This is a genomic window from Bradyrhizobium sp. 521_C7_N1_3 (assembly GCF_052075975.1).
Taxonomy (GTDB): domain Bacteria; phylum Pseudomonadota; class Alphaproteobacteria; order Rhizobiales; family Xanthobacteraceae; genus Bradyrhizobium; species Bradyrhizobium japonicum.
This window is the reverse complement of sequence record NZ_CP197232.1, coordinates 7,356,621-7,383,089: the sequence shown is the minus strand read 5'-3', so window position 1 is coordinate 7,383,089 and position 26,469 is coordinate 7,356,621. Positions and strand designations below refer to the sequence as shown.

Here is a 26,469-nt window from a genome sequence, read left to right as displayed (position 1 = left end):
CTATGCGCTGCGGTTCGGACTGTGCGGAGGCGTCGAATGGTCAATATCAAAGTTCCTCTTAATCCAGTGCAGAAACGCGGCTTGTGGCCGCCCAAAGGCGGGCGCGAATATCCGGTCCTGGATACGGACGACTGGTGGAAAATTGCGGCGCGCGAGCACATGGATGCGTGGGCGTTGATCGAGTTCAATTTCCAAACGCACGTTCCCGAGGAGGTGAATTGGTATTTGCGCGAGCTCGTGGGTTGCCGCCACAGCCGTGACGGGGGGCGCAACTACGCGTTTCTCGGGGCTGACCCGAAGCTGCGCAAAATCTATCTTCCCGCTGTGCCGCCTCCGCCCCCACCTAAACCCATACCCTGGCCCGACAAGCTCAAGAAGCTCCAGTACGAGGTGGAGCATTCGAACGATCCGCAAAAGGAACGCTTCCTCTGCATGCTCAAGGCGATGGAGAACCGCCGTGATGATCGCGTGATCTTTTGGTCCACCATAGCCCCGGGCCCCGAGTGGGTTGCTCCGCTTGGCGTTGAGGGAAGAGGGATTGGGAAAGCGTTGATCGATTCGCAGTGGCTCTACAAAAATATAAAGACCGTGCGGGATGTGGACCTTCTTCCGTATGGCGACGGGATGCCGAGAAGCGATACTTTCGTGATCAGCTTCCACAAATATCTGTTTGAAACGGCTGAGCCTTCCATCGGTATCCTGCGCGCGGCGAACGCAGAAATCGTCAAGACGCATGTCATGCTGGATCGTTGGGCGAACCAAAGCATGGGTGGAAGTGCGTCGATGCCGACGTGTTATCGCGCAATCAAGGAATTCATTCGCTTGCAGGAGCAAAGTGATTACCCGTCTGTCATCAACTGCATCGTGACAACCGGCACGTAACCAGTTGCCTGGGCGGATGACCGCACCAATCCCCACCGCTTCAGCGTACGCGCCCTGGTTCAAAGGTCCGCACGTCAACGAAGCAATCTGACCTGACGCATTGAAGGTGAGGATCGCGCTCACGACGCCGTCGCGCGCGACATAGGAAATGGCTGCTCCATCCTCGGACGGATGGAGATCGTCCATATGCGAAGCAGGATGATCCCTGAGACGCTCGACCGAATAGGCGCGCAGGCCCTGCCGGGTCGAAATCGTCTTCAGGCCGCCGCAGGCGCAATGGATGATCGCGTCATCGGCATACATTGCCAGAATGGTCTCGATGTCGCGGCGCTAGGCATCGAGCCAGTCAACCGCAGCGGCCATCGGGTCAAAGGACATGTTTCCTACCTGCGTGCGGTCATGGGCTCGGGGTTTAGGGTCGACCTCATGAACTCGGGGTGAAGATCTCCCCTCGCATTGACTATTTGTTCATGATTTGTTCTTATTGTGCCATCATCAAATGGAGATGGGCCGTGGACAACCGCATCAATGAAATCCGCAACATCGTCAGAGCGTTACGCGTCAGCATGCGAGAGGCCGAGGCCATCATGCACGAGCAGATCAATCGCGACGAGGACTGCATCTTCGTGGCGGAAGAGATCATGAAGATGCGCGTCGTGATGAGCGGCCTGGTTCAGGAGCGGGCACGGCTCGGCGACAGCGAGCCTATTCTCGTGCACAGCCTCTTCGTTCCGCGCCGGCCGCCGGCAGCCCCGCGGACTGGTCTTGCCAATGGCGGCCTCGTACCGCACGGAATTGAGCAGCAACGCGGCCACGCACGCCCGTGAACGGGGATGGGATTCAGACCGCGCGCGCGGCGAGCGAGCAGACGTATGATGTCGGCTAAGAGCCAAGAAATCCGCGACCAGGCGTCGGCCGTAAAGAAGGCGGTCAACAGCCGGAAGAAAGTGGGGAAGAGGTCGCGGAATCGTAAGGTCCCGCTTTGGAACTTCCTGCTGCAAACTCGAATTGGTTGTGTGGTCGGCCCACCGCCGATGGCCGGCCTGGAATGGCGGCTCCGGCGCCCCCAGCCCCCCGTCCCGCGCCGGGGCCGTTTCCAGGAGTTAGGTGGGACAAAAACACCGGCGGCATCGCCGCCAGACGTTCAGCAGGCACCTCAAGATCGTTTTCCGGAGATCGTTTTCGGTCTCGACGAAACACGCCTGAAACATTGCTGAAACCAGATTGTCCTGAACGCCGCGCCCGTTGGCCCCGACCAACGGAGCGAGAAGGAGACAAGTCATGATCCAGGTCGGTTCGAAGGAAGAAGTCGCGTTTCTGCTGGCGCTGTTCGGCACGCATACCCAGCCGGTCAAGCGGCCGAAGCCGAAATCGCAGCAACGCTGACGGCGGCGCCATGCCCGGTTTGGCCGATTGCCAGAGCCTCTTGCGTCTCCTGATCGCAAGGGGTGATCCGAGGGCCATTCCGCTCGCCAAGGGCGCCATCGATCAATATTTGAACACCGCGCCGGCCAGCCTCCGCGGGCGCGGCCTGCGCGTGCTCCAGCGCGACGCGCTCGACCAGCACGGTGCCGCGGTCGGGGTGCAGCGCTCCTTCGCCGAGACGGTGGACGCCTATATCGAGCGCAAGCTTGCGGAGGAGTGACGCCTTTCGGTGCGGTGGCTGCGGCAGCGTGGCTGCCGGTCAGGCTGCGACGGGTGGCGTGGCTTGCGTCAACAGCCCGATCTTCCGGTCGAGATGCCAGACCTCGACGTCGCCCCGGCGCGTGAACTGTTGTGCGACGCGAAGCGCGGATGCATCGGAGTCGGCCTCGAACGCTTCGGCGGAGCGAAACACGCCGTTCTCGTCGACCAGATAGGCGCGGTATTGCCGGGTCATGTCGGCGCCCTCAGGCCCGTCGAATGCAGCCAGGACTCGATCTGGATTGCCGTCTCGTCCTGCCGCGCCCGGCGCAGCAGCATCTCGCGGCGGCGCCCCGGCGCAAGCGTGCGGGCCTCCTCGCGAAGACGTGCGGCCTCGTCTGCGAGCCGCTCGTGGAGAGTTTTGGACTGTTTGAAACGACGCCGCCGAAGCATGACACTGCTCCCTCGTTAGAGTGGGGCGGGAGCGCAACTGGCGTTCTCATCACCGACCGATGCCCGTGCCGCGCGGTGATGGCTGACTGTAGGCCTGTCGTCGGCGGGCGTCTGCAACATTTGATACATTCCTCCGGAAATCTCGAGCGCCCGTCGCGGCGAGGTTCTAGTCCCTTAAGCCGGGGGGACCGTCAGCCCCGAGAGGTCGAGCGCGAACACGCTGCCAGGCAGCGAACTCGCATGCATGGACTTTCGCGCATCGGTCGGAACAGCAAAAGCGTGAAGTACCGGGCGAGCACGCGTTGACATTGTTCCCGTTATGTTCTAGTTGGCATCAACTCAACCTATGAGCGAGCCGTGATCGATCGTCAGTCACGCCTCGAAACTTACCTGAGGCGGCCGAATGAGTAAGTCGTTTCTTGCCTTGGTCTTGTTGGAGACTCCTGCAACTCCGGACATGGTCGCGCTCGCCAAGGCCATTCGCGCGCGACATCCCGAACTGCCGATGGAGGTGGAAGGAGGGGGCGAGGGGAGCGCACGCCAGGGTTCGCCGCTGATCCGCTGTGGCAACGAACTCGTTGTGGTGATGGCGATGCCGGCACCCATTCCAGAAGATACCGGCCTGTGGTCGCGCGCTTCCACGATATGGCCGCAGGCCAAAGCGGTCGCGGCGGGGCACCGAGGGCATCTGATCGTTTCGGTGCTTGGCCAGAATCAGCGACCATTACCCACCGCCCGTTTGACGACTGCAGTCATCGGCGCGCTGATAGCAACCATGCCACAATGCTGCGCCGTCGTGTGGAACGGCAAGGTCGCACGATCCACCGATCTATGGCTGGACCTGTCCAGCCGATCGCTCGCGCCGTTCCCGGATTATCCCTGCTCGCTTTGGATCGACATACTCCCCTTCCGATCAGAGGCGGGCATCGGCGCAGTGACGATGGGGCTGGCGGCGTTTGCCGAACGTGAAATTCAATTCGAGACCCACAAGCTGTCCCTTGGAACATTGCTCAACAAGGTCGACGGTCTTGCCGCCTATCTGGTCGAACACGGAGCGGTGGTCAAGGATGGCGATACGTTTGGTAGAGACGCGCGCGAGCGCTTTTCGGTTCGTCACAAGGACTCCGATCAGTTCGGTGGCTTGCCTGTGCTTTTCTGTAGCGATGGTTCGGCGTGACTCCGCGTGATGATGCGCGAAGGGATGTGCGGGATGTCGTTCAAGGTCGATCGTTGACACGTCGGGCAAAACACCGGCAGAATGGCATCATCGAGATGAATTCGGACAAAGCCCGCGGAGATGCCGCGGGCTTTTTTGTTGGCAGTTGATATTGGTTCTACGTCGCCCTGCAGGCATGATGTTCAATGGGCGGAGCATGGGTAACAGAACGACAGTCTTCATTGTGACCGACCAAAGGCGCGAAGCGCCCACCGTTACGTGATGAGCCGGACGTATATTCGGCAGGAGCATAATTTTATGGCTGTATCCCGTAATCCAAAGCGAAGGCCGAAGGGGCCGAAACTCTATCGTGTCGGGCTGGATTTCAGAATCCACACGCGCCCCGGTTTGGAAATGGAGAATTTTGCCGCCCTTGGCGCCGGTCGCGTGCTGCTTTCACCACGGGGCAAGCGAAGCTTTCCTGCGCTGGCCGAAACGCCACGGCTGCTGATCGACAAATCTCTCGGCCGGCCGCCGGTCGATTGGGAGCCATTTCACGACTTCTGGCTCGTATCCGATCGCATGAAGAGGGTCCTGGAAGCCGTGGATAGCGACGGCGTGGCGTTCCTGAGGTGCGAAACGCGGTCGTTGCGTGGAGATGCGCCCGTCTATTGGCTTTGCGATGTTGTCCGCAAGCTCGAGGTCATCGACGAGGAAAAGTCGATCGTCGAAATCCTGGATGATGGGACAGATTTCAGGCGGTACGATAACACGGCGATTTCAAGCTTTGTCTTTAGGGAGGAGGCCATCGGTTCGGCTCATATTTTCCGGCCGCGCTTTCTAGAGACGAGGATTATTTGCGACCAGGCAATGAAAGACGCCTGTAAGGCTGCCGGCGTTAGAGGCCTAAGCTTTGGAGATCCCTACTTCAATTACGATAGCCTTCGTCCCTAGTCTTCTTCACGTAGAGATTCGGGGAGAATCCGGCTTTGTCCGTTTGTGGGCTCGCCGAAGACATTCGCACGACTCTGACGACTCTAGCAGAGGGGCGGATGCCCCGATTTCATTTCAATAGTACGGATCGCTGCCGTCGTCACGCGGACCTAAAGGCGACGACGTTGTAGGCGCGGCGTGCCGATCGGCGATGCCGGGTGCGGCGGCCGCATGGACTTCTAGCGCGTACGCAAAGAGGCCGGCTCTCGCCGCCGGCCATCTACCAAGCATTTCAAATCAGATCCGCCGGCTGCGATCACCAGCAGCACGGATGCTGGCCTGCGCCAGAAAGTAGCAGCCCTATGTTCCAAGATCATCACGTTTTACCGCAGAAATTTGCAGATCATCCGGTCATCCGTCTCTTGGGGGCACGCTTCAATCATGATGCGATTCGAAATCTAGTCGCGTTGCCGTCAAGGCAGCCCCTGGCAACCGAACTTAGTTCAAGTCCACATACGGGGGGACATCTCAGAACGTATTACAAGGGATTTTGCGACTATCTCGAGAAGATCAGAGTGTCCCCAAGGTTCGACGTGGCTAGCGCGGGCGATGCACGTGCGCTGAACGAGATAGCTTCAGACGTGAACGCGCTTGTAGCCGCTGCCAAGTATGCTGTGGTGAACGGCGATCTGCTTCCCAATACTCCAGAGAAAATGACGACTGAGGAGGCAAATGGTAAGAACAACGGATGGTTCTCAAACCGTGAGAAGTATGCGGCGGACAATGCAGAGCAGATCCGGCAGATGGAGGAAACAATCGATCAGCTCTATAATGCCGGTCAGCGGGATGCGGCGTTGTATTGGCCGCTTACCTCACCGACCAGCGATCTTAGCATGGCAGAGAGAATCGAAATCTTAGAGCGCTCCCGGAAAAGCTCGCCAATTTCGCTGCAGTTCACCAGCATCGGTCCTGTGCCTGACCTTCCGGGCCTCGTTCCGCCCTTTGTCGATACCCGCTTGCCAGGCTTCATTCCGCCTTCTCCTGAGGGGACGAATAAGCCGGAAGGGTTTACACCAAGCAATCCGCTTCTCACTTATGGGTTGCCAGGATTTCCAGTCCCTCCCTCAGGCTGGCGACGTCTGATGCAAGTGCCTCCCAGCGTGGCTATGCCGCCGGAGCCGCAAGTCTTGCAGTTTCATTCGGAGACAGGCCAGCCACTCACGCGTCTCTCTGATGGATCACAGGTGCTGGGGCCGCAGGCACCTCCTGATCAGGGCTCTGCATCGCTGATGGGGGCGGCTGTGCTTGGTACAGGAGCGATGATGATACCTGGAGTACAAGGCCTTGGCGCGGCGTTGCTCGCAGGCTCAACTGTTGCCGCCCTCACTCGCCCCGCTTTCCCGGCAACCATCTCCAGCGATGCCAAGGTTGCAGATGGCAGCGTCTTTTCCAACGGAGCAGCTCCCTATAAGCCGTTCGACGTTAACGTTCCTGTCCAGCGCCTTGATAATGGATGGGGGGATCCTCTCGAGCCATCCGCCAGCACCTTTGCAGATCGGTTCGGAAACTGGACCGACACGCCAGCCGGAACTATGCCTGCCCAGAATGTACAACAAGCGCCGACCCCTCCTGCCGCGGGAGCAGTCGCACCCGAAGAGGTTCGGCGTCTCACCCGCGTCAACGCGACAAATGCGAGCAGCGTCTTCACATCAGGGAGTGCGCCAGTCCCGTATCTGCCCTCCACGGAATTCGACGATCGGTTTGGCAGCTGGAGCAAGCCGACTGGCGAGGGCCGTGCACAACAGGCGAACATGCCGATCGGCGCGTTCGCGGATGAGCCGCCTTACATCATTCCGCCGCCGATCTTCGGGGTGGATGATCCGGGCCACCCGCGCAATGATGCTGAAGAATGGTTTGCGCGCTGGATACGGCCGTTGCTTCGGCCGGAGTGAAGGCGTCGAAGTCCTAGGCACAGACTGGCAGAATGGCATCATCGAGATGAGTTCGGATCAAGCCCGCGGAATCCCGCGGGCTTTGTTTGTATGGCGTCTCTGACGTGCGCGCGCTACACCGCAGCCGGCGGCCCAAACCAGGTCGTCAGCGCATCCGCAAGTCCGCGCTGGCTCTCATCTCCGACCCACGCCACATGCCCGTCGGGCCGCACCAGCACGGCTTCGGGGGCGGTGACCTGTCCGATGGCCGGAAGCTCCCATGCGCCGTTGTAGCCGGCGTCGACTGTTCCGATGCGATCTGCCCAGGGCGCGATGTTGACGCTGCCGGGCTTGCCGAAATTGAGCAACACAGCCTGTGCGCTGTGCAGCAGCGCGAAGAGTTTTCGGGGGCAGCCATCGACCGTGAGGTCGAGATCGGGCATCCGGCGCCCGAGCAGTTCGTGTCCCTCGCCGAGATCATAGCGGATATCGAGCCCGCTCATCATCGCGCCAAAACGTTTGCGCGGCTCGTCCATGGCGAGCAGGTCGGACACCACATCGCGCGCGGCCTTGAGGCCGGCTTCGCCGCGGCGGAGCATGGCGATTTGCGCCATGGTGTTGCGCAAGACGCGCGCGGCAACGGGATGACGTTCGGTGTGGTAGGTGTCGAGCAGGCCGTCGGGCGAAATGCCCCTGACCACCTGCGCCAGCTTCCAGCCGAGATTGACCGCGTCCTGCACGCCGGTGTTGAGGCCTTGCCCGCCGACGGAGTGATGGATATGCGCGGCATCGCCGGCGAGCAGCACGCGCTCCCGCCGATAGGACACGGCCTGCCGCGCCGCATCGGTGAAGCGGGAGATCCAGGCGGGATTTTGGACCCCGAAGTCGGTGCCGTACACGGCGACGAGCGCATCGCTGAGATCGCGCAAGCCGGGTTCGCCGGTGCGGTCGAGCGTCGCTTCCGTCACGACGACCAGCACGCGACCGCTCTCCGCCTTGCTGAGGCCATGAAAGCCGATGGCGTCGTGGCGGAGACCCCATGCCGGCTCGTCGCGCATCTCGACTTCGCCCATGAGATTGCTGAGCGTCGGATCGGAGCCGGCGAAATCGATGCCGGCCCTCTTGCGCACCAGGCTGCGACCGCCGTCGCAGCCCACGAGATAGCTCGCGCGCAATGTCTTGCCGCCGGAGAGCGCAACGTCGATGCCGGTCGCGTCCTGAACGAAACCCGTCACCTCGGAGTTTCGATGGATCGGCACCGCGAGCTCCTCGACCCAGTCGGCCAGGATGCGCTCGATGTGGCGCTGCCGCAGCGCGAGGCCATAAGCGTGCCGGGCGGGAGATCGCCGATGTCGAGCCTGGTCCAGGCGAAGCCCGCGAGCTGGGTGACTTGCCCCTCGCGCAGGAAGCGCTCCGCGATGCCGCGCTGATCGAGGATCTCGATGGTACGCGCGTGCAATCCGCCGGCCCGCGTGCCGACGAGCTCCTGATCCGCGCGCCGCTCGACCACGGCGACGTCGACATCCGCGAGCGCCAGCTCGGCGGCCAGCATCAAACCGGTCGGGCCGCCGCCGGCGATCACCACGGCATGGTGGCTCGCGCAGCCGGCACCGGCCCGCTCGGAACGGCCGCGCGGCCGGGACGACGGAAGCAATACAGGCATGTGGACCCCCTCGCGTTGCCGCTTTGGATGTTCATTGGGGCGGGGGTTCTACGGCAGGGCGGGGGGCTTGAAGCAAGCCCCTTGCGCACCACATATCAAGCTGGGAGGAAGGGCTCCTCCTTCCGCATTCGCTGCGTTGACACGTCGGGCAAAACACTGGCAGAATGGCATCATCGAAAGACGTTTGGTTCGGCCCGCGCGGATCCGCAGCGGGCTTTTTTGTTTCTGCTTCGTGTGACGACGATTTCACTCAACACAAGGTTTGACACGTCGGGCAAAACACCGGCAGAATGACATCATCGAGACGAGTTTGGTTCACCCGCGCCGGAAGCATCCGCCGCGGGTTTTTTCGTCTCGATTTCGAGATCGGACGGTGGCCGCGCATCAGGCCACGCACTCGCAAGACCACGTTCAAGGGGCGCCCATCGGCGCTCGCGACCGGACTTTTGGGCGCCGTTTGGCTAGGCGTCAAGGTCGTGCTGGGCAAGTGAGTCGCCACGGCGGCGACATCGCCGCTCTTGCACTCATGCAATTTCCCGCACACGGACCGTCTCATGTACAAAATTCGTATCGTCGATGCGTCCGATGACGACGTCCTCGACACGTTGGCTGATTTGCATCGGTCGACGTTCTTCGATGCGGCGGCCGTGCCGCAATTCGAGTTGGGGGCGTGGTGGCTTGCCTATCATGACGATGAGGCGGTCGCATTTGCCGACGTCATACCGTCGACGCATGTTCGAAACGGCGGCTACTTCTCCAGGGTCGGCGTGTTGCAGCGGCATTGGGGGCGGGGACTCCAGCGCAGGTTGATGCGTGTGATCGAGGCGAGGGGGCGGCGTGTCGGATGGGATGCCATTGTGTCCGATACGACAGACAATCCCGTCTCTGCGAATAACTTCATCAAGGCGGGCTATCGGCTCTTCGAGCCAGAGGTGCCCTGGGCCTGGGCGCACACGCTTTATTGGCGGAAGTGGCTTCGCTGAGTGGGGTTTCCCGTGATGCGGAACGTGCTTTTCTCGGCGTAGGATGGTCAGTGCGAGACACAGTGCGGCCGCGTACGCCAAAAATGTTCGAGGGCCCGGCAGCTTGATGGCTGCCGGGCCCTTTTTGCGTATTGAAGCGATGCGGGTGAAGCACTTGCGAAGTTGGCGGCGCCGGGCTTTAAGTTTGCTCTTGCAGGAAATTCGGCACCCATAAGCCGATGTAAGGGAGCGCCGTCGATGCCCACCAAGCCTCAATTGCCGGAACGTTCGTCGCGGGCGATGGGCGCGCCTACCGCGCTCGACGGTCTCTTGGTCGTCGATTTCACGCGCGTCGTGGCGGGGCCGGCCTGCACACAGACACTTGCCGATTTCGGTGCACGCGTCATCAAGATCGAGAATCCGGATGGCGGCGACGATACGCGCGCCTATGAGCACGCCGAAATCGGCGGCGAAAGCGCCGCTTATCTGAGTCTGAACCGCAACAAGCGCGGTATCGCGCTCGACCTGACCGTGCCGCAGGCTCGCGAGATCGCACTGGACCTGATCCGGAAGGCGGATGTGGTCGTGGAGAATTTTTCGAGCGGGGTCATGAGGAAATTCGGCCTCGACTACGAGGCGGTCGCGCCGCTCAACCCGCGGCTGGTCTATTGCTCGATTTCCGCTTACGGACGCACCGGGCCGTTCGCTTCACGCCCCGGCTTCGATCCCATCACGCAGGCGGAAAGCGGCTTCATGTCGCTCAATGGGTTTGCCGATGGGCCTGCGGTTCGTACCGGCCCGCCGATCGTGGACATGGCGACGGGGATGTCCGCCTGCAACGCCATCCTGCTGGCGCTGTTGGCGCGCGATCGGCTCGGCCGTGGGCAGCATGTCGAGGTCGCCCTGTTCGACGTCGCCATGGGCATGACCGGCTTCTACGGCATGGCCTATCTGATCAACGGCGAAAACCCTGGCCGGTTCGGCAATTCGCCGAGCGGGTCCCCCACTGTCGGTGTCTATGAAGCTTCCGATGGGCCGCTTTACATGGCCTGCGCCAATGACCGGCTCTATCGCCGGCTGGTGGTCGAGGTGCTGAACCGGCCCGATTTGATCACTGATCCGCAGTTCGCGTCGCGCAAAGCGCGCTCTGAGAACAAGGAGCTCCTGCGGGCAGCCATTGCAGAGGTCTTCGCGAGCGATACCCTCGAGAATTGGATGGCGAAGATGAAGCTGGCCAATATCCCGGTCGGCTATCTTCGAACGGTCGAGGAGGGGTTCAATGCGCCCGAGGCCCGCGAGCGCCATCGCTTGAACAGGATTCCGCACCGTACGGCAGAGTGGGTCCCCAATATCGAACCTCCAATCAATATGAGCCTGACGGGAGCCATTGATCCCGTCGCTGCGCCCCTGTTAGGCGAGCATACCGAAGACGTCCTGCGTGATACGCTCGGCTACGACGAGCGCCGGATTTCGGAGTTCACTCAGCTGGGCGTCTTTGGATCAGGCAAGCCATCGACCTCAGGCCAAGCCTGAGCGGTCGGCTCTGTGGAGCCAGGCATCGCAAAGCTCGCGGAGAGCTGCTTTGAGAAGACGGTATACGCGACATCGCATTCCTGCGAACAGCCGGGGTGCAGGGCGACCACGCAACGTTAACCCTGCCCAGCTTGATTTGGCGAAGTTCCCGCCGCATAACTATGTGAAAGCGAGGGACTCGAATGGCGCCTGGTCAAGAGCCGAGCATGGGCCAGCCGACGGGGCAGGAAGCCGGCGAACGCGCCTATGCGGCAATGATCGCGAGGACCCGGGCGCTCGTGCCGCGGCTGCGAGAGCGGGCTGCCCGCACGGAGGAACTGCGGCATCTTCCGACGGAAACCGAGAAGGATCTCCACGACGCCGGCCTGTTCCGCATGCTGCAGCCGAAGCGCATCGGCGGTGCCGAGCTTGACTATGTCGCTCTTGTCGATTGCGCCGAACTGCTGGGAATGGCGGATGCGTCAGTGGCGTGGAATCTCGCTAACCTGGCAAGCCACCATTGGATGCTCGGCATGTTCGCGCAAAAGGCGCAGGATCTGGTCTGGGACCGCGATCCGGACGCGTTGATTGCGTCCTCTTTCATTTTTCCTGCCGGACGCGCCACGAGGGTCGAGGGCGGCTACCGGTTGCACGGCAGCTGGCCGTTTTCCTCCGGCGTTGCCTCCTGCGAGTGGAACATGCTCGCAAGCGTCGTTTACTCCGACGACGAGGCGGACGGCATCGAGTATCGAATCTTTCTGCTGCCGAAGGGCGATTACAAGGTGTTGGACACCTGGAATGTCGCGGGCCTGCGCGGGACGGGGTCCTGCGACGTCGAAGTCAGGGACGCTTTCGTGGCCGACTATATGACGGTTGCGGTTGGCGATCTTGCCGGCGGCCCGACGCCGGGAAGCAAGGTCAATCCCAATCCGCTGTATGCGCTACCTGTGTTCTCGCTGTTTCCCTACGTCCTCTCCGGCGTCGCGCTGGGGAACGCTCAAGTATGCCTCGACGATTATGCGGAGGTCGCGCGTCATCGCATCTCGACCTACAACCGTGCCAAGCTGAGCGACTTTCAAAGCACGCAGATCAAGATCGCGGACGCTTCGGCCAAGATCGACGCTGCGCGCCTGATCATGCGTTCGGCCTGCGTCAATGCAATGGAAGATGCGAGGCGCGGTCGTATTCCTGATATGGCGACCAAGACCAGATATCGTCGCGATGGCGCATTTTCGGTGAATCTGTGCACCGACGCGGTCTCGATGCTGTTTGCGGCGAGCGGAGCGCGCGGTCTGTTCACGACGGGCGTGTTGCAGCGGCAGTTCCGCGACGCGCACGCGATAAACTCGCATCTTGCGTTCAACTTCGATGCGGCCGGAACCAATTACGGACGGGTGGCTCTGGGCCTGCCGTCCGAGAATCTCACACTGTGAGGCCGGCCGATGAATGATCTGCCGAAGCAGCCGGCCATTTCAGATCCAGCCAATGAACTCGCCAGCGACAACTCGCCGATCGATCCTCGTGATTTTCGCAACGCGCTTGGCACATACGGAACGGGCGTAACGATCATCACGGCCATGGCTGCTGATGGAAAGCCCTATGGTATCACCTGTAATTCGTTCGCGTCGGTCTCCCTGAATCCCCCTCTGGTCCTGTGGAGCCTCGGATTCTATTCCTCAAGCCTCCCCGTGTTTCAGAACGCCAGCCATTTCGCCGTTCACATACTCGGCACATCGCAGCAAACGCTAGCGAACAAATTTGCAAAATCGTCCGAGGACAAGTTTGCCGGGGTCGACTGGACCCCGGGCCTCGGGAACGCGCCGGTCCTTGCCGAGAGTGTCGCCAACTTTCAATGCCGATCGGTCAATCGCTATTATGGCGGTGACCACGTGATTTTTCTCGGAGCGGTCGAGGCCTATGCCTACAGTGCCAAGGAGCCCCTGCTGTTTGCGCGCGGGGGGTATGGCCGGTTCCTGGCTGATGATGAACGCAAGAAGTCGCCATAAGGCGATTCAAGGACGCTCGTCGGCTCGGCGGTCTGTGGCCGAGAGCTTGTAGATTTCCAAAGCGTCCGCGTCGGCGCCGCGTGCAGCCTTGGCCAGCCTGAATATCTGTCCCGCGAGGGTCGCCATCGGCACCGGCGTTGACGTCGCCTGGGCGACATCGGCGACCGTGTCGAGATCCTTGAGCATTGTCGCGATATGGCCAAGCGGCGGCGAGTGGATGCCCTGGACCATGCGCGGCACGAAGAGCTGAAGCGGGATGGAATCCGCAAAGCCGCCGGCGAGCGCCTCGGGCAGCCGGCCTGCGTCAATCCCTGCATTCGAGGCAAGGCGCGTTGCTTCCGCCAGAACGGCCATCGCGCATCCGACGATTACCTGGTTGCAGAGTTTTGTGGTTTGGCCAGCCCCGATCGGGCCCATGTGGGTGAACCTGCGTGCCATGTGCAGCACATAGGGCCGTGCCCGCTCGATGTCAGCAGCTTCTCCGCCGGCCATGATGGCGAGCGTGCCTTCCTCTGCGCCCTTGGTGCCGCCGGACACCGGCGCATCTATCCAGCCCGCGCCATTCGCGTCTTTCAGCCGCGCTGCAAGATCGCGCGCGGCGTCGGGATGGATTGACGAGAAGTCGACGACGAGCTTGCCTGCGCCGGAAGCCGCTGCAAGACCCTCGGGTCCGAAGATCACCTCTTCGACGGCGGCGGCATCGGTCACGCACATGAACACGATATCCGCGTTCGCCAACATGTCGCGGGGGGTGGTTGCGCGCCTGGCGCCGGCCGCGACGAGCGGAGCGACCTTGCCCTCTGAACGATTCCAGACAGCGACCTGATGGCCGGCTTTGAGCAGGCGCCGGGTCATCGGCGTTCCCATCAGTCCAAGGCCGAGATAGCCGAGCCTCTCGACGCCCTGCGGGTTTGTCTTGCTCGCATCAGCCATAGGTTGCCTCCTTCTGTCGCAGCGCAAACGCCGCCTTACCATACATTGCAGGTCGGACAGCGAAACCGTCCGGCTCGCATGGCTTGCCTGATTGTTTGAACCATGAAACATTTGCGCCAGTCGGGTTGGGCGGCGCCGGTCGGCGCCGGAGCAGCGGAGTGGGCATGATGCGAACCGTTTCGAAGTGGATCCTGGCTTTGGGAGCGGCGGCGGCTTTGAGCGCGGGGGCGGGCCCGTCATGGGCACAGCAGACAATTCGCGTCGGCTGGACCATCCCGGCCGAGGAATCCAAGTACTGGATGATGCGCAGGCCGGCCGAGTTTCCCAATATCGGCAAGGCCTACAATATCGAATGGACCCAATTTCAGGGCACCGCGCCGATGACGCAGGCATTGGCGGCCGGCGCGCTGGATTGCGCGACGCAAGCGCCGCTGTCGCTGGCCAACGGTGTGGTCGGCGGCAATCTCAAGGCCTACATCGTGGCGCAGCACGTCTTCGAGAAGCCCGGCGGTTTCTCGGTCTATTGGGCGGTGATGGATGACTCGCCGATCAAGACGATCGCCGATCTCAAAGGCAAGACGGTCGGCATTTCCGTGATCGGCGGCGGCACACAAGGCCCCTTCAACCTGTTGCTCAAGCAGAATGGCGTCGATCCGGCCAAGGACATCAAGCTGGTCGAGGTCGGTTTTGCCGTGTCCGAAGATGCGCTGCGCCAGGGCCGTGTCGACGCGGTCAACATGAACCAGCCGTTTGCCGCACGTGCGGAAGCGAAGGGTGGCACAAGAAAGCTGTTCTCGTTGTCGCAGGCGATGCCGAACATCGTGCACATCCTGGAAGCCTGCCGCGCCGATTTCGTCGACAAGAACCCCGACTTGGTGAAGGCCTACGTGCGTGACATTACCTCAGGTATGAAGAAAGCGCTGGCCAACCGCGAAGAGACGCTAAAGGTCGTGAATGAGGTTCTGAAGGCGCCTATTCCGGTGCTCGAGACCTATCTGCTCAAGGACAACGATTTCGGCCGCGATCCGGGTGCGGCGCCGAACTTCCCCGCGATCCAGAAGATGCTGGACATCTACGCGGAGACCGGAATGCTGCCGAAGCTGGATGCCACGCAGTTCAAGCACGCGACCATCGTCGCGCCGCTGGAATAGGCAACGGGCGAATTGTCCGAACGAGGGGGCGCGGCGTCCCGGACGTTGCATGAAGAAGATGCGCGCATGAAGAAGTTGCGATCACGGGTCACGACTGACGGCCTCGACCGGGCCCCGCACCGCGCTTTCATGCGCGCAATGGGGCTCGACGACGCCGCGATCGCCAAGCCGATGGTGGGCGTCGTCAGCATGAAGGGCGAGCAGACGCCCTGCAATATGACCCACGACTTCCAGGTGGCCGCGGCCAAGACGGGAATCGAGGAGGCGGGCGGCACGCCGCGCGAATTCTCGACCGTGTCGGTCTCCGACGGCATCAGCATGAATCACGAGGGAATGAAGTTTTCTCTCTTTTCGCGCGAGCTGATTGCCGATTCGATCGAGGCCGTCGTTCATGGTCTCGCCTATGACGCGCTGATCGGGTACGGCGGATGCGACAAGACGCTTCCCGGCGTGATGATGGGCATGGTTCGTTGCAACGTACCGTCCATTTTCATCTACGGCGGCAGCTCGCTGCCTGGCCGGGTGGATGGGCGGACTCTCACGGTGCTCGACTCCTATGAAGCTGTCGGCAGCTTCATGACCGGAGAGATCGACGGCGCCACGCTCGAGCGGATCGAGCGCGCCTGCCTGCCGACCATTGGCGCGTGCGCCGGCCAGTTTACCGCGAACACGATGGGGATGGTGTCGGAGGCGATGGGGCTGACCATTCCCAACGTCTCGATGGTGCCCGGTGTGTATGCCGAACGTGCACAGATCTCGCGCCGCGCCGGGCGACTGGTGATGGCGATGCTGGAACGTGGCGGCCCGCTGCCGCGCGACCTCGTGACGCGGAAATCCCTCGAGAACGGCGCGGCGATTGTTGCCGCCACGGGCGGCTCGACCAACGCCGCGCTGCATCTGCCGGCGATCGCGAATGAGGCCGGGATCGCATTCACAATCGACGACGTCGGCGAGATCTTTGCAAGGACGCCGCTGATCGGAAACTTGCGACCGGGCGGCAAGTACACTGCGAAGGATGTCTACGACATCGGCGGCGCTGCCGTCGTGATCCGCGAGTTGATCCAGAGCGGGCACATCGATGGGAGCTGCTTGTCCGTCACGGGGCGCACGCTCGCCGAAGAATATGGCGCGGCCAACGCTCCCGAAGGTGAGGTCGTTTACGCGTCTCGTGCGCCGATCATGCCTGATGGTGGCGTGGCGGTTCTCAAGGGCAATCTCTGTCCAGACGGTGCGGTGATCAAGGTCGCAGGTTTGAAGAGTCAGCACTTCGAGGGTGTTGCGCGCGTCTTCGAAGATGAGGAGGCATGTGTCAAAGCGGTCCGTGACCGCGCCTACACGGCGGGCGAGGTGCTGGTGATCCGCAATGAAGGGCCAGTCGGCGGCCCGGGCATGCGAGAGATGCTCGGCGTTACCGCGCTGATCTACGGGCAGGGCATGGGCGAGAAGGTGGCCCTGATCACCGATGGACGGTTCTCCGGCGCTACTCGCGGCATGTGCATCGGCTACGTGTCCCCCGAAGCGTTCGTCGGCGGTCCGTTGGCGCTTGTTCACGACGGCGACAGGATCCGGATCGATGCCGCAAACCGGCGGATGGATATGCTGGTCGACGAGCAGGAACTCACGGCGCGCCGACGCGATTGGAAGCCGAGGCCGCCCCGTCACCGTGCAGGTGCGCTCGCAAAGTATGCGCGGCTGGTCGGACAGGCGCCGGGCGGAGCCGTGACACATGAGGGCCCTGCCGAATGGCCTTGGTTCGAATGACGCGCCGCGCCCGTGCGAGAATGACCGCCTGTCTGGCAAGTTTCTTGCTAAGCTCAAGCCGCTGATGGAGGACATCAGCGGATCGGTTGTGTGACGTTCGCGCGTGAGTCAAGCGAGAGACGGGATGAGGGTAGTGCCTTCGAGATCGAGCGAATGGGTGAATCCGGTGACGTCACAAAGGCCGGCATCTGCGATCATCGAGATCGACCGCGTCTCCCAGGTTTTCCAGACCTCGGCGCGTAAGGATCATCTGGCGCTATCGGACATCTCGCTGACGATCGAGGAAGGAGCCTTCGTCTCCATCCTTGGTCCGTCCGGCTGTGGCAAGTCGACCCTGCTTTATATCGTCGGCGGCTTCGTCAGTCCGACCAGCGGCGTGGCGAGGATGAAGGGACAGACGATCACGGGCCCAGGTCCGGATCGCGGACCGGTGTTTCAGGAGTTCGCTCTGTTCCCCTGGAAGACGGTGTTGGGCAATGTGATGTATGGCCCGCGCCAGCAAGGTGTGCCTGCCACCGAGGCCGGAGCACAGAGCCAAGCCTTGATCGAGATGGTCGGCCTCAAAGGTTATGAGAACTTTTATCCCAAGGAGCTCTCGGGTGGCATGAAGCAGCGCGTCGCGCTGGCCCGGACATTGGCTTACCATCCTGAAGTTCTGCTGATGGACGAGCCGTTCGGCGCGCTCGACGCGCACACCCGTACACGCCTCCAGAATGATCTCCTGAATATCTGGGAGCGTGACCGCAAGACGGTGCTGTTCGTGACCCATTCGGTCGACGAGGCCGTCTTCCTGTCGGACAAGGTCGTGATGATGTCGAAATCTCCCGGCCGCATTCGGCAGGTGATCGACATCGATCTGCCTCGGCCGCGTCGCCGCAACGAGCTGTTGCTCGATCCGCGCTACCAGAAATACGTCGTCGACATCGAGCGCATGTTCGACGAGGTCGACGAGACCGGATCGCCGTCATGACATCGCTGGCTGCCGCCGCCAGACGTGCCGCCCCGGTGTTCGCTTGCATCGGGCTGCTGGCGGTCTGGCAGGTCGCGTCGCTCTCGCTGAAGAATGACAGCTTTCCGACGGCGATCGAGGCGATCCGCGCGATCCCGGACATCCTTGGCGACAAGGAGTCGCTGATCAACATCCTGGCCTCGCTTCGTCGCATGGCGATCGGGTTCGGCGTAGCCGTGCTCGTTTCGATCCCGCTGGGTCTGTTGATGGGGCGTAGCCGCGCCGTCGCGGCCTTCTTCAGCCCGCTTCTGATGGTGATCTATCCGGTGCCGAAAGCGGCGCTGATGCCGATCATCATGCTTTGGCTGGGCGTCGGCGACATCACGAAGACGCTGGTGATCTTCCTCGGCGTCAGCCTTCCTGTGATCTATCACAGCTTTGAGGGCGCCCAGGCCGTCGAAGAGAAGATGTTGTGGTCGGGCGCCGCGATGGGACTTTCGCCGCTGCAACGGCTGGTGCGGATCGTGTTGCCGGCGGCGCTGCCGGAGATCCTGACCGGATGTCGCACCGGTCTCGTGCTGGCGTTGATCACGATGATCACCAGCGAGATGATCGCTCGCCAGTCCGGCGCCGGTAACATTCTGTTCAACGCGCTGGACATGGGCCAATACGACACCGTCTTCGCGATGATCATCATCGTGGGGGCGATGGGAATTTGCCTCGATGCGATTTTTGAGCGGGTCCGCGCACGGCTGGTGCGCTGGTCCGAGCCTCAGTTCGACATGCCGCTGAGCTTCTCATGACGTCGCGTCTTCCCTCAGCAAACGTCGTTCTCGGGCTCGCGCCAATTGTGCTGGTGATCGCGGTTTGGCAAGGCCTCGTATCGTTCGGCTTTGCGCCTGCGGTCTTGCTGCCGCCCCCGGGATACGTCTTCAGCAGGTTGCTCCAGCAACTCGTGACGTGGACGTATCAGCAGGAGATCGCGGCGACCCTGATCCGGCTGTTTGCCGGCTTTGCGATTGCGGTCGTGCTCGGTGTAAGTATCGGCATCGCCGCGGCCGCCAATCCAGCGATCAATGCGGTGGTTCGGCCAATCGTGCGCGTATTGGCGCCGTTACCTAAAGTCGCACTCTATCCGGCGCTGCTGCTTCTGCTCGGCTTCGGCCACGGATCGAAGATCACGCTGGTGGCGGCGGACGCACTCTTTCCCATTTTGCTGTCTACCTATTACGGCGCATCAGCCGTCGAGCAGAAGCTGATCTGGTCGGCGATGGCAGCGGGAACGCCGCGCTATGAAATCTTGTTCAAGGTGGTCTTGCCGGCCGCAATGCCCTCGATCCTGACCGGCTGCCGGATCGGCCTTGTCATTTCCTGCATCGTGGTGTTTCTGGCCGAGATGATCACGTCGACGGACGGGTTGGGGCATGTGCTGGTGACGGCGGCCCGAACCTTTCAGGCCGTCGACATGTTCGTACCGCTGATCACGATTTCGCTGCTGGGGTTGATCCTGAACGGCTTGCTGGGTGCCGTGCGATCGTATCTCTTGCGGGGCTTCCCAGAAGCGTGATCAGACTGAACAGAAGAAACCAGAAGACCGGGAGTGAACCATGCTGGCGGATCGCATCGAGGCAAAATGGATCGACGCGTTTTGCGAGATCTTTGAACGCTGCGCCGTCAAGGCCGGCGACACCGCGGCGATCCTCTCGGAAACCCAATCGCGTGCGCTGAACGTTCATTTGGCGGAGCTCGCCCTGCTGCGGATGGGCGCGCGGCCGTTTCATGTGGTGATGCCGACGCCGCGTAACCGGAATATCGTGCCGGTTCGCTCGACCGGGGCAAGCGAGGCAATCCAGCGGCTTGGTCCGGTCATCACCGCACTCCAGCAGGCCGGCTTTGTGGTCGATTGCACCATCGAGGGCCTGATGCACGCGGTGGAGACGCCGGAGATCCTCAAGGCCGGTGCACGGATACTGGTGATCTCCAACGAACACCCGGAAGCGCTGGAGCGGATGGTGCCGGATCCCGCACTCGAGAAGCGTGTTCGCGCGGCGGCGAAGTTGTTGCGTGGGACGAAGCGGATGCGCGTGACATCGAAAGCCGGCACGGCGCTCGACGTTGACATGGTCGGTGCGTCCACGGTCGGCGTGTGGGGCTGGACCGACAAGCCGGGCACGCTGGCGCACTGGCCAGGTGGCATCGTGGTTAGCTTTCCCAAGAGCGGAACGATCAACGGGACGTTGGTGATGGCCCCCGGTGACATCAATCTGACCTTCAAGCGCTACCTGGCGTCCCCGGTGAAAATGACGCTGAAAGACGATTACGTCGTCGAGCTGGAGGGCGAGGGCACGGATGCGGCGATGATGCGCGCTTATCTCGCGGCGTGGGGCGATCGCGAGGCCTATGCGGTCTCGCATGTCGGTTTCGGCATGAATCCGGGGGCCCGCTATGAAGCCCTCTCGATGTATGACCAGCGCGACACCAACGGCACTGAAATTCGTGCCGTCTCCGGCAATTTCCTGTTCTCGACCGGCGCTAACGAATTTGCCGGCCGCTACACGGCGGGCCACTTTGATTTGCCCATGATGGGAACGACGATCGAACTCGACGGCGTCGCGGTCGTTCGCGAAGGCGTGCTGCAGGACGTCTTCGGCTAGCCGCGGTCGAGGACGGGTGGGCGCGCCAGGCCGAAATGCCGGAGCAGGTCGACCATGGCCTGAAGCCGCTTCACGCGATAGGCATCGACGTCCATGCCTGAATAATCGAGGAAGCCGGCACCCGTTCGCAAGCCGATCCGGCCTTCATGCATATTGCGGGAAATGACGTCCGGCGCGCGATAGCGGTCGCTGCCGAGCGCGCCTTCGAGGTACCGGCTGGCGTAGTACAAGATGTCGCCGCCGCCCCAGTCGATGAACTCGAGCAGTCCGAGCACGGCATAGCGGAAGCCAAAGCCGTAACGGATCGCTTTGTCGATCTCCTCGGCGCTGGCGACGCCTTCCTCGACCATGCGTGCGGCCTCATTCATCGCCAGCGCCTGGATGCGCGGGACGATGAAGCCGGGCGTCGCGGCGCAGACCACGGGGACCTTTCCGATGGCTTCGAGCAGCGCCTTGACCTCATCGATGATGGCGGCATCGGTGGCTTTGCCTGGCGAAACCTCGACCAGCGGGATCAGATAGGCCGGATTGAGCCAGTGCACATTGAGGAAGCGGCGAGGGTTCACGATCGCACCGGCGAGATCGTCGACGAGGATGGTCGACGTGGTCGAAGCGATGATCGTATCCGGACCGACTTGTTTTGAAGCCGCCTCCAGCACCTCGCGCTTGAGCTCGACGACCTCAGGAACGCCCTCGAAAACCATTCCGGCGCCGGACAGCGCTGCGCCGCTTCGGCTGGGTGGCACCACCGAGACCCGCGCGACAAGCGAATCGACATCTGCCTCGCCCAGCAGTCCCAGCTTCGACAGGCTGGCAAAGGTCTTCCTGACTTCGTCGAGCGCGTCCGCCTCCAGACTGGCGAAATCTTCCGCGGAACGGCCCTTGATGTCGATCATCGTGACCGTATGCCCTGCGTAGGCGAACGCGACGGCGATGCCGCGCCCCATGCGGCCGGCCCCGAGGCAGGCAATGTTGGCGCGGCTGGTCATCGGTCAAAATCCCCTGCGAAGAAGCGCCTGGAACTCGGCTTTGCCGAGATTGCCAAGCCCCAGCGTCTCGAGCGTTCGGCCGCCCTTCGCAAAATCCTCGCCGCAAATCGCGCCGCCGATGGCCAGAAACGCCTTGGCCAACGGTGTGGGCGTGCCCCCCAGGGCGGCGACGGAGACCAGCAGCGACAGCCCAAGCCGCAGATCCTCACGCATATAGCGGTGCTCGGTCAGCACGATCCGCTCACGCCAGTCGCCGGAATCGGTCAGCCGGTCGTGCGAGCCACGGCCATACATCCAGATCTCGCCTTCTTTGGCGTAGTGGTGGGCCAGCGGAAAATGCGGCGCGCCATAGCCAAGCGCTTCGCGCACCGCGATCCGTTCTGCGTCGAGCGCGTCAGTCACCCGGCGGATCGCGGCCTGCGTTCCTTCCTTATGGATGTCCCATCGTTCGAAATGCTCGATCGGGCCGGCGTTCATCACGATCAGTGGCGGGTGAATGATGGGCCCGGCATTCATCAGCGCGCCGGAGAGCGCATCGCCACACGGCTCGATCGCATCAGGGAAAGCGCGTCCGATCACTTCGAGTGCATGCGCGGCCTGATCGAGCGGAAACACGCCGACCGGCAGCCGCTTGGCGCGTATCGTGATCGCGACTTCGAACGGCCCGTGCTTGCGGGTCAGCCAAGGCAGCGTGCCGGTCTCGGCAAAGCTTGCCCTGGCGTGGTTTCCGGCATTCCGCGCGGCTTGGGCGAAGATCATCGAGCCGAATGTGGCGGGCGGCAGGAACACGACCTGGCCGTCCCGCAAATGCGGGGCGAGCAAACGAGCAATGTCCGGCTGCGCGAAGGCAGGGGCGGGGCACAGAATCAGCTCGGTGCTGTCAACTGCTTGGGCGATATCGGTCGTCACCCGTGCGAGCTTCACATCGTGCCGGCCATTGTGATCCTTGACCAGGATGCGCGAGCCGGCGGCGCGATGCGCCGCCACCTGATCGGCGTCGCGGCGCCAGAGCCGGACCTCATGCCCCGACAGCGCAAAGTCGCCTGCGGCCGCGAAAGAGCCGTTTCCCCCACCCAGTACTGCAATCTTCAAGATGCTTCTCCTTGCGCGCGCGACTGCGCATCAAGCTGCTTCAGCAGGAAATGCTGGACCTTGCCCAGCGCCGTGCGCGGCAGGTCGTTGACGAAGACGATGTCGCGCGGAACCTTGTAACGGGCGAGCTGCGTCTGAAGATGCGCTCTCAGCTCCTCCGCTTCGAGCCGGCAGCCGGACCGCCCGATGACATAGGCGATCGGCACCTCGTCCCAGCGCGGGTCCGGCCGGCCGATCACGGCGCATTCGCTGACATCGGGGTGTTCGAGCAGGACGCGCTCGACCTCGGCCGGATAGACGTTCTCGCCGCCGGAAATGATCACATTCTTCTTGCGGTCCCGGACCCAGAAATAGCCCTCGGCATCGCGCAGGGCGATATCGCCGGTGCGATACCAACCGTCGTGCAGCGCATCGCGCGTGGCATCCGCATTGCCCCAATATTCGAAGAACACGGTGGGCCCGTGCACCGCGATTTCGCCCGGCGTACCCGCAGGGACCTCATTGCCGGCCTGATCGATCACCTTCGCTTCGCAGCACAGCCCGGCAAGTCCGGTCGATCCCGCGCGCGAAAGGTCGCCGCCAAGCCGGGTGTAGACTGCGATGGGGCAGGTTTCCGTCGATCCATAGACCTGAAGCACCGGAACATCGCGCGCCACGAAGCGATCGATCAGGTGCGGTGGCACGATGGTCGAGCCGGTCGAGACGGCTTTGAGCGACGAGAGATCGGTCGTTGTCCAAGCGGGATGCTCGCTCACGGCCTGGAGGATTGCAGGCACCATCACCGTCAGGGTCGGTCGTTCCCGTTCAATGGCCGCGAGCGCAGTATCCGGCGTGAAGCGGGCGTGGATGGTGACCGTCGCACCAAGCTGCAGCGCCGGCGTGGTCTGGATGTTGAGGCCGCCGACATGGAAGAACGGCAGCACCGTCAGCACGTGATCATCTGACGTCATGTTGTGCATGTGCTGGCTCATGACGCCGTTCCAGAACAAGGCTTCTTGCCGCAGAACTGCGCCCTTCGGCCGTCCCGTCGTTCCTGATGTATAGACGATCAGAAGCGGGCAGGAGAGATCAGTGTGCGGATTGCGGCCGCTGCCTTCGCTGCGAGCCAGCAGGTCTTCGAATGTCACGCCCCGCGACGGCGTGAAGTCGAGTCCGATAACAGCCGTCCCCGGCGCAAGCTCCGGGAGAACTCCCGCAAATGCCTGCTCGAGTACCAGGACCTTTGCGCCCGCATCGGTGAGAATGAAGCGCTGCTCGGCAACCGCCAGCCGCCAGTTCAGCGGCACCAGCATCGCACCAAGTCGCGCGCATGCGTAGAGCAGAACCAGATAGTCCGGCCGGTTCAGGCTCAGGATCGCGACGCGGTCGCCTCGGCCGACGCCGAGCTCCTGCTTCAACGCCGTGGCGGTCCGCTCGATGCGCGCGGCGAGTGCGGCGTAGCTCAGCCGCTCACCCTCGAAGGCGATCGCCGTCTTGTCTGGCGCGAACGCCGCGTTGCGATCGATCAGACTACAGAGGTCCACGGTCAGTCGTCCGTTTCACCGGCCTCGTACAGCGCCTCGCGCCCGATCCGGTCGAGGCAGAGCTCGGCGGTCCAGGGCAGCATCAGCGAGCCGCAGCGGCTGTCGCGATAGATGCGCTCCAGCGGGAGCGAGCGGAGCATGGCCTGACCGCCGCAGGTGCGGATCGCGAGCGCGGCGAGCTCATTGGCGCCCTCCATCACCGAATATTGCGCGGCATAGGCGCGCAGCACCTGCTCCTTGCTTGGATTGGCGCGGGCCTCGGTGACGGCCTGGAACCAGATCGCCTTGACCTGCTCGAGCTTGATCTGCATCTGCGCGACCGCGATCTGCTTGGTCGGGTACATCCGACGCTTGACCGGCGGCATGCCCGGTACCTCACCGCGAAGATAGCGCACGGTGAAATCATAGGCGGCTTGCGCCAGGCCCATATAGGTCGGCGACAGCGTCAGGAACATGTGAGGCCAGCGCATCGCCGCCTGGAAATAGACGCCGCGTGGCATCAGCGCGGAATCCGCAGGGACGAACACATCCTTGAACAGCAGCGTGCGAGAGACTGTGCCGCGCATGCCGAGCGGATCCCAGTCGCCGACCACCGAGACACCGTCCGATTTCGCGGAGATCGCGAGGTAAAGGGTGTTGCGCCGCGAGGCTCTTTCGCCCTCCTCCATCTCGGTGCAGAGCACGCCGTAATAGTCGGCATGACCGGACAGCGATGCAAAGATCTTCTTGCCGTTGACGATCCAACCGCCCTTCACGGGCTTGGCCTCCGTGCCGAACGCGACGCCGCCGGCCGCGGCCGCTCCGCCCTCGGAAAAGGGCTGCGAGTAGATCGCGCCATCCTCGACAATACGCTTGTAATGAACCGCGCGCCGCCGCTCGTGCTCGGCGCGGGTCTCCACGTCCATGTCGAGATCGTCGGCGAGCGGACCTGACCACAGGGTCGAGCAGACGTGCATGTTCCAGGTGAGGGCGGTCGCGCCGCAATAGCGGCCGATTTCGGCTGCCGCCAGTGCGTAAGTTTGATAGTCGGCGCCGAGCCCGCCATGCTTCTTGGGAACCGCGATACCGAGCAGGCCGACGCGATGCAGGTCGCGATAATTCTCAGTCGGGAAGATCGCCTCGCGATCGTAAGTCGCCGCGCGACCAGCGAACACACTCTGGCCGATCTCGCGGGCGAGCGCGATGATGCCGGCCTGCTCGTCGCTCAAGCGGAATGCGACGGGATCGAAGATCGGAGCATCCAGCGCGACCTTGCCGGTTGCGCCAATGTTCTTTCTGACTTGCATGGTCATTGCGCAGCCACCCTACGTTTTGGTCGCGACGGAATTCAGGAACCGGCCGAGGGCTTCGTCGAATGCGTCAGGGCGTTCAAGGTTGGCGAGATGGCCGACCCCAGCCAGCTCGACATATTCGGCAGAGGGAATGAATGTTGCTGTCTTTGCCATCATGGGGGCAGGCGCGTTGTTGTCCTTGGAGCCGGACAGCAACAGCGTCGGGACGGAAATGTCCTTGAGTGTGCTGCGCTGATCGAAGCCCATCAAAGCCAGCATCATGGCGCGATAGCTCGCCTCGGGCACGCTTGCCATGCACTCGCGCGCAAGCTCCATTCCCTTCGGATCGGGATCGTCGCCGACAAGCTCCTTCACCAAGGAGGGAGCCAGCGACTTCATGGTCTCGCCGCGATCGAGCGGCCCAAGCCGCGCCGCGATGAACGATTTCTGCCAATCGCCATCGGCCTTGCCGAAGGCCGGGCTGGTCTGCGCGAGGACGATCGCGCGGGCCAGTTTCGGAGATTGCGCCAGCCATTTCTGGACGATCATGCCACCGATCGAATGGCCGACCAGAATTGGCGTTGTCGCACCAAGCTGCTCAATGAATTGCTGGAGCGCATCGGCAAGGACCGCGATGTTGACGCTGGCGAGCGGCGCCGACCCGCCGTAGCCCGGCATGTCCCATGCAATTGCGCGGAACTGGGTGCTGAAGCTGGCAAGCTGCTGCCGCCAGGCCCGTGCCGCGCCGCCAATGCCATGCAGGAAGATCAGGGGTGTCGCGTCCGGATCGCCCGCGGCTTCGTAGGCGAAGCGGCCGTCTTTTGTTATCATTGGCGCAGGCTGCGACACGCGACATCCTTTTGCTCGGCCGGGCGATGCTAACAGGCCTGTGGGGGATGGGAAGCGATAATTTTATACTTAAAGCAATTTTCGGGCCGGTCTCTCGCGCGAAGGCGTTCGCGGCGCTACGGCAGCTTCGTTGCAAAAACTTGAAGGTTAAAATATATCGAGGAACGATCAGCAGA

25 protein-coding genes and 1 pseudogene are annotated in these 26,469 nt (G+C 62.6%); 17 read left to right on the top strand and 9 right to left on the bottom strand.

Annotated features, from left to right (window positions below; translation table 11 throughout):
• Positions 1 to 36: 36 nt before the first annotated feature.
• The 4 genes from AB7008_RS34810 to AB7008_RS34795 all read left to right on the top strand — a co-directional run bounded on the left by AB7008_RS34810 (position 37) and on the right by AB7008_RS34795 (position 2,527).
• Positions 37 to 882, top strand: a complete 846-nt coding sequence (locus tag AB7008_RS34810; RefSeq protein ID WP_041959231.1) for a hypothetical protein — start codon at positions 37 to 39, stop codon at positions 880 to 882.
• Positions 883 to 1,080: 198 nt separating this feature from the next.
• The gene (locus AB7008_RS34805; RefSeq protein ID WP_441260266.1) at positions 1,081 to 1,323 is read left to right on the top strand and encodes a hypothetical protein; all 243 of its coding nucleotides are present in this window, start codon (positions 1,081 to 1,083) and stop codon (positions 1,321 to 1,323) included.
• 71 nt (positions 1,324 to 1,394) lie between these two features.
• A complete protein-coding gene (locus AB7008_RS34800) occupies positions 1,395 to 1,709 on the top strand; it encodes a hypothetical protein (RefSeq protein ID WP_441260265.1) in 315 nt (104 codons plus the stop codon).
• Between the two features lie 569 nt (positions 1,710 to 2,278).
• Positions 2,279 to 2,527: a hypothetical protein gene (locus tag AB7008_RS34795; RefSeq protein WP_014493719.1), complete on the top strand. Its 249-nt coding sequence runs from the start codon at positions 2,279 to 2,281 to the stop codon at positions 2,525 to 2,527.
• Between the two features lie 39 nt (positions 2,528 to 2,566).
• On the opposite strand, the gene AB7008_RS34790 is transcribed toward AB7008_RS34795, so the two are convergent.
• Both AB7008_RS34790 and AB7008_RS34785 read right to left on the bottom strand, forming a co-directional pair.
• Complete coding sequence (locus tag AB7008_RS34790) at positions 2,567 to 2,761, bottom strand: hypothetical protein (RefSeq protein ID WP_028156644.1); 195 nt, start codon at positions 2,759 to 2,761, stop codon at positions 2,567 to 2,569.
• Positions 2,758 to 2,958 carry a hypothetical protein gene (locus AB7008_RS34785; RefSeq protein WP_028156643.1) on the bottom strand — a complete coding sequence of 67 codons (201 nt, stop codon included), beginning with the start codon at positions 2,956 to 2,958 and terminating at the stop codon, positions 2,758 to 2,760. The genes AB7008_RS34790 and AB7008_RS34785 overlap by 4 nt, the downstream gene beginning before the upstream one ends.
• 403 nt (positions 2,959 to 3,361) lie before the next feature.
• Here AB7008_RS34785 and AB7008_RS34780 point away from each other — a divergent pair, with 403 nt between their 5' ends.
• From AB7008_RS34780 to AB7008_RS34770, 3 genes are all read left to right on the top strand, one after another.
• Positions 3,362 to 4,135: a DUF4261 domain-containing protein gene (locus tag AB7008_RS34780; RefSeq protein WP_014493722.1), complete on the top strand. Its 774-nt coding sequence runs from the start codon at positions 3,362 to 3,364 to the stop codon at positions 4,133 to 4,135.
• Between the two features lie 297 nt (positions 4,136 to 4,432).
• Entirely contained in the window at positions 4,433 to 5,068 is a 636-nt protein-coding gene (locus AB7008_RS34775) for an imm11 family protein (protein ID WP_441260264.1), read from the top strand.
• Between the two features lie 341 nt (positions 5,069 to 5,409).
• Positions 5,410 to 6,999: an AHH domain-containing protein gene (locus AB7008_RS34770; protein WP_441260263.1), complete on the top strand. Its 1,590-nt coding sequence runs from the start codon at positions 5,410 to 5,412 to the stop codon at positions 6,997 to 6,999.
• A 113-nt stretch (positions 7,000 to 7,112) separates the two neighbouring features.
• On the opposite strand, the pseudogene AB7008_RS34765 reads toward AB7008_RS34770, so the two are convergent.
• Positions 7,113 to 8,641, bottom strand: a pseudogene (locus AB7008_RS34765) (FAD-dependent monooxygenase).
• 554 nt (positions 8,642 to 9,195) lie between these two features.
• Here AB7008_RS34765 and AB7008_RS34760 point away from each other — a divergent pair.
• The 4 genes from AB7008_RS34760 to AB7008_RS34745 all read left to right on the top strand — a co-directional run bounded on the left by AB7008_RS34760 (position 9,196) and on the right by AB7008_RS34745 (position 13,121).
• Positions 9,196 to 9,624: a GNAT family N-acetyltransferase gene (locus tag AB7008_RS34760; RefSeq protein ID WP_441260262.1), complete on the top strand. Its 429-nt coding sequence runs from the start codon at positions 9,196 to 9,198 to the stop codon at positions 9,622 to 9,624.
• A gap of 237 nt (positions 9,625 to 9,861) precedes the next feature.
• Positions 9,862 to 11,136, top strand: a complete 1,275-nt coding sequence (locus AB7008_RS34755; RefSeq protein WP_304494236.1) for a CaiB/BaiF CoA transferase family protein — start codon at positions 9,862 to 9,864, stop codon at positions 11,134 to 11,136.
• Positions 11,137 to 11,342: 206 nt separating this feature from the next.
• The gene (locus tag AB7008_RS34750) at positions 11,343 to 12,548 is read left to right on the top strand and encodes an acyl-CoA dehydrogenase family protein (protein ID WP_441260261.1); all 1,206 of its coding nucleotides are present in this window, start codon (positions 11,343 to 11,345) and stop codon (positions 12,546 to 12,548) included.
• Positions 12,549 to 12,557: 9 nt separating this feature from the next.
• A complete protein-coding gene (locus AB7008_RS34745; protein WP_028156636.1) occupies positions 12,558 to 13,121 on the top strand; it encodes a flavin reductase family protein in 564 nt (187 codons plus the stop codon).
• A 6-nt stretch (positions 13,122 to 13,127) separates the two neighbouring features.
• On the opposite strand, the gene AB7008_RS34740 is transcribed toward AB7008_RS34745, so the two are convergent.
• On the bottom strand, positions 13,128 to 14,054 hold the full coding sequence (locus AB7008_RS34740) for an NAD(P)-dependent oxidoreductase (RefSeq protein ID WP_028156635.1): 927 nt from the start codon (positions 14,052 to 14,054) through the stop codon (positions 13,128 to 13,130).
• A gap of 167 nt (positions 14,055 to 14,221) precedes the next feature.
• On the opposite strand from AB7008_RS34740, the gene AB7008_RS34735 reads away from it, so the two are divergent.
• From AB7008_RS34735 to AB7008_RS34710, 6 genes are all read left to right on the top strand, one after another.
• The gene (locus tag AB7008_RS34735; protein WP_014493744.1) at positions 14,222 to 15,205 is read left to right on the top strand and encodes an ABC transporter substrate-binding protein; all 984 of its coding nucleotides are present in this window, start codon (positions 14,222 to 14,224) and stop codon (positions 15,203 to 15,205) included.
• 66 nt (positions 15,206 to 15,271) lie between these two features.
• A complete protein-coding gene (gene ilvD / locus AB7008_RS34730; RefSeq protein WP_441260260.1) occupies positions 15,272 to 16,966 on the top strand; it encodes a dihydroxy-acid dehydratase in 1,695 nt (564 codons plus the stop codon).
• A gap of 124 nt (positions 16,967 to 17,090) precedes the next feature.
• Positions 17,091 to 17,936: an ABC transporter ATP-binding protein gene (locus tag AB7008_RS34725; protein WP_049826286.1), complete on the top strand. Its 846-nt coding sequence runs from the start codon at positions 17,091 to 17,093 to the stop codon at positions 17,934 to 17,936.
• Entirely contained in the window at positions 17,933 to 18,718 is a 786-nt protein-coding gene (locus AB7008_RS34720) for an ABC transporter permease (RefSeq protein ID WP_304490709.1), read from the top strand. Before AB7008_RS34725 ends, AB7008_RS34720 begins: the two co-directional genes overlap by 4 nt.
• Positions 18,715 to 19,482, top strand: coding sequence for an ABC transporter permease (locus tag AB7008_RS34715; protein WP_028156631.1), 768 nt, complete (start codon positions 18,715 to 18,717; stop codon positions 19,480 to 19,482). Before AB7008_RS34720 ends, AB7008_RS34715 begins: the two co-directional genes overlap by 4 nt.
• Positions 19,483 to 19,522: 40 nt before the next feature.
• Positions 19,523 to 20,569 (top strand): peptidase M29, encoded by a 1,047-nt coding sequence (locus AB7008_RS34710; RefSeq protein WP_028156630.1) that lies wholly within the window; start codon positions 19,523 to 19,525, stop codon positions 20,567 to 20,569.
• Here AB7008_RS34710 and AB7008_RS34705 read toward each other — a convergent pair.
• Genes AB7008_RS34705 through AB7008_RS34685 form a run of 5 tightly spaced genes read right to left on the bottom strand, consistent with a single transcriptional unit; the run spans position 20,566 to position 26,275 of the window.
• The gene (locus AB7008_RS34705) at positions 20,566 to 21,558 is read right to left on the bottom strand and encodes a 3-hydroxybutyryl-CoA dehydrogenase (RefSeq protein WP_304490707.1); all 993 of its coding nucleotides are present in this window, start codon (positions 21,556 to 21,558) and stop codon (positions 20,566 to 20,568) included. The genes AB7008_RS34710 and AB7008_RS34705 overlap by 4 nt on opposite strands.
• Positions 21,559 to 21,561: 3 nt before the next feature.
• Positions 21,562 to 22,650 carry an NAD/NADP-dependent octopine/nopaline dehydrogenase family protein gene (locus AB7008_RS34700; protein ID WP_304490706.1) on the bottom strand — a complete coding sequence of 363 codons (1,089 nt, stop codon included), beginning with the start codon at positions 22,648 to 22,650 and terminating at the stop codon, positions 21,562 to 21,564.
• Positions 22,647 to 24,173 carry a class I adenylate-forming enzyme family protein gene (locus AB7008_RS34695; RefSeq protein ID WP_304490705.1) on the bottom strand — a complete coding sequence of 509 codons (1,527 nt, stop codon included), beginning with the start codon at positions 24,171 to 24,173 and terminating at the stop codon, positions 22,647 to 22,649. The genes AB7008_RS34700 and AB7008_RS34695 overlap by 4 nt, the downstream gene beginning before the upstream one ends.
• A gap of 2 nt (positions 24,174 to 24,175) precedes the next feature.
• Positions 24,176 to 25,465, bottom strand: coding sequence for an acyl-CoA dehydrogenase family protein (locus AB7008_RS34690; RefSeq protein ID WP_304490704.1), 1,290 nt, complete (start codon positions 25,463 to 25,465; stop codon positions 24,176 to 24,178).
• Between the two features lie 12 nt (positions 25,466 to 25,477).
• Positions 25,478 to 26,275, bottom strand: coding sequence for an alpha/beta fold hydrolase (locus AB7008_RS34685; protein WP_304490703.1), 798 nt, complete (start codon positions 26,273 to 26,275; stop codon positions 25,478 to 25,480).
• Between the last annotated feature and the right edge of the window lie 194 nt (positions 26,276 to 26,469).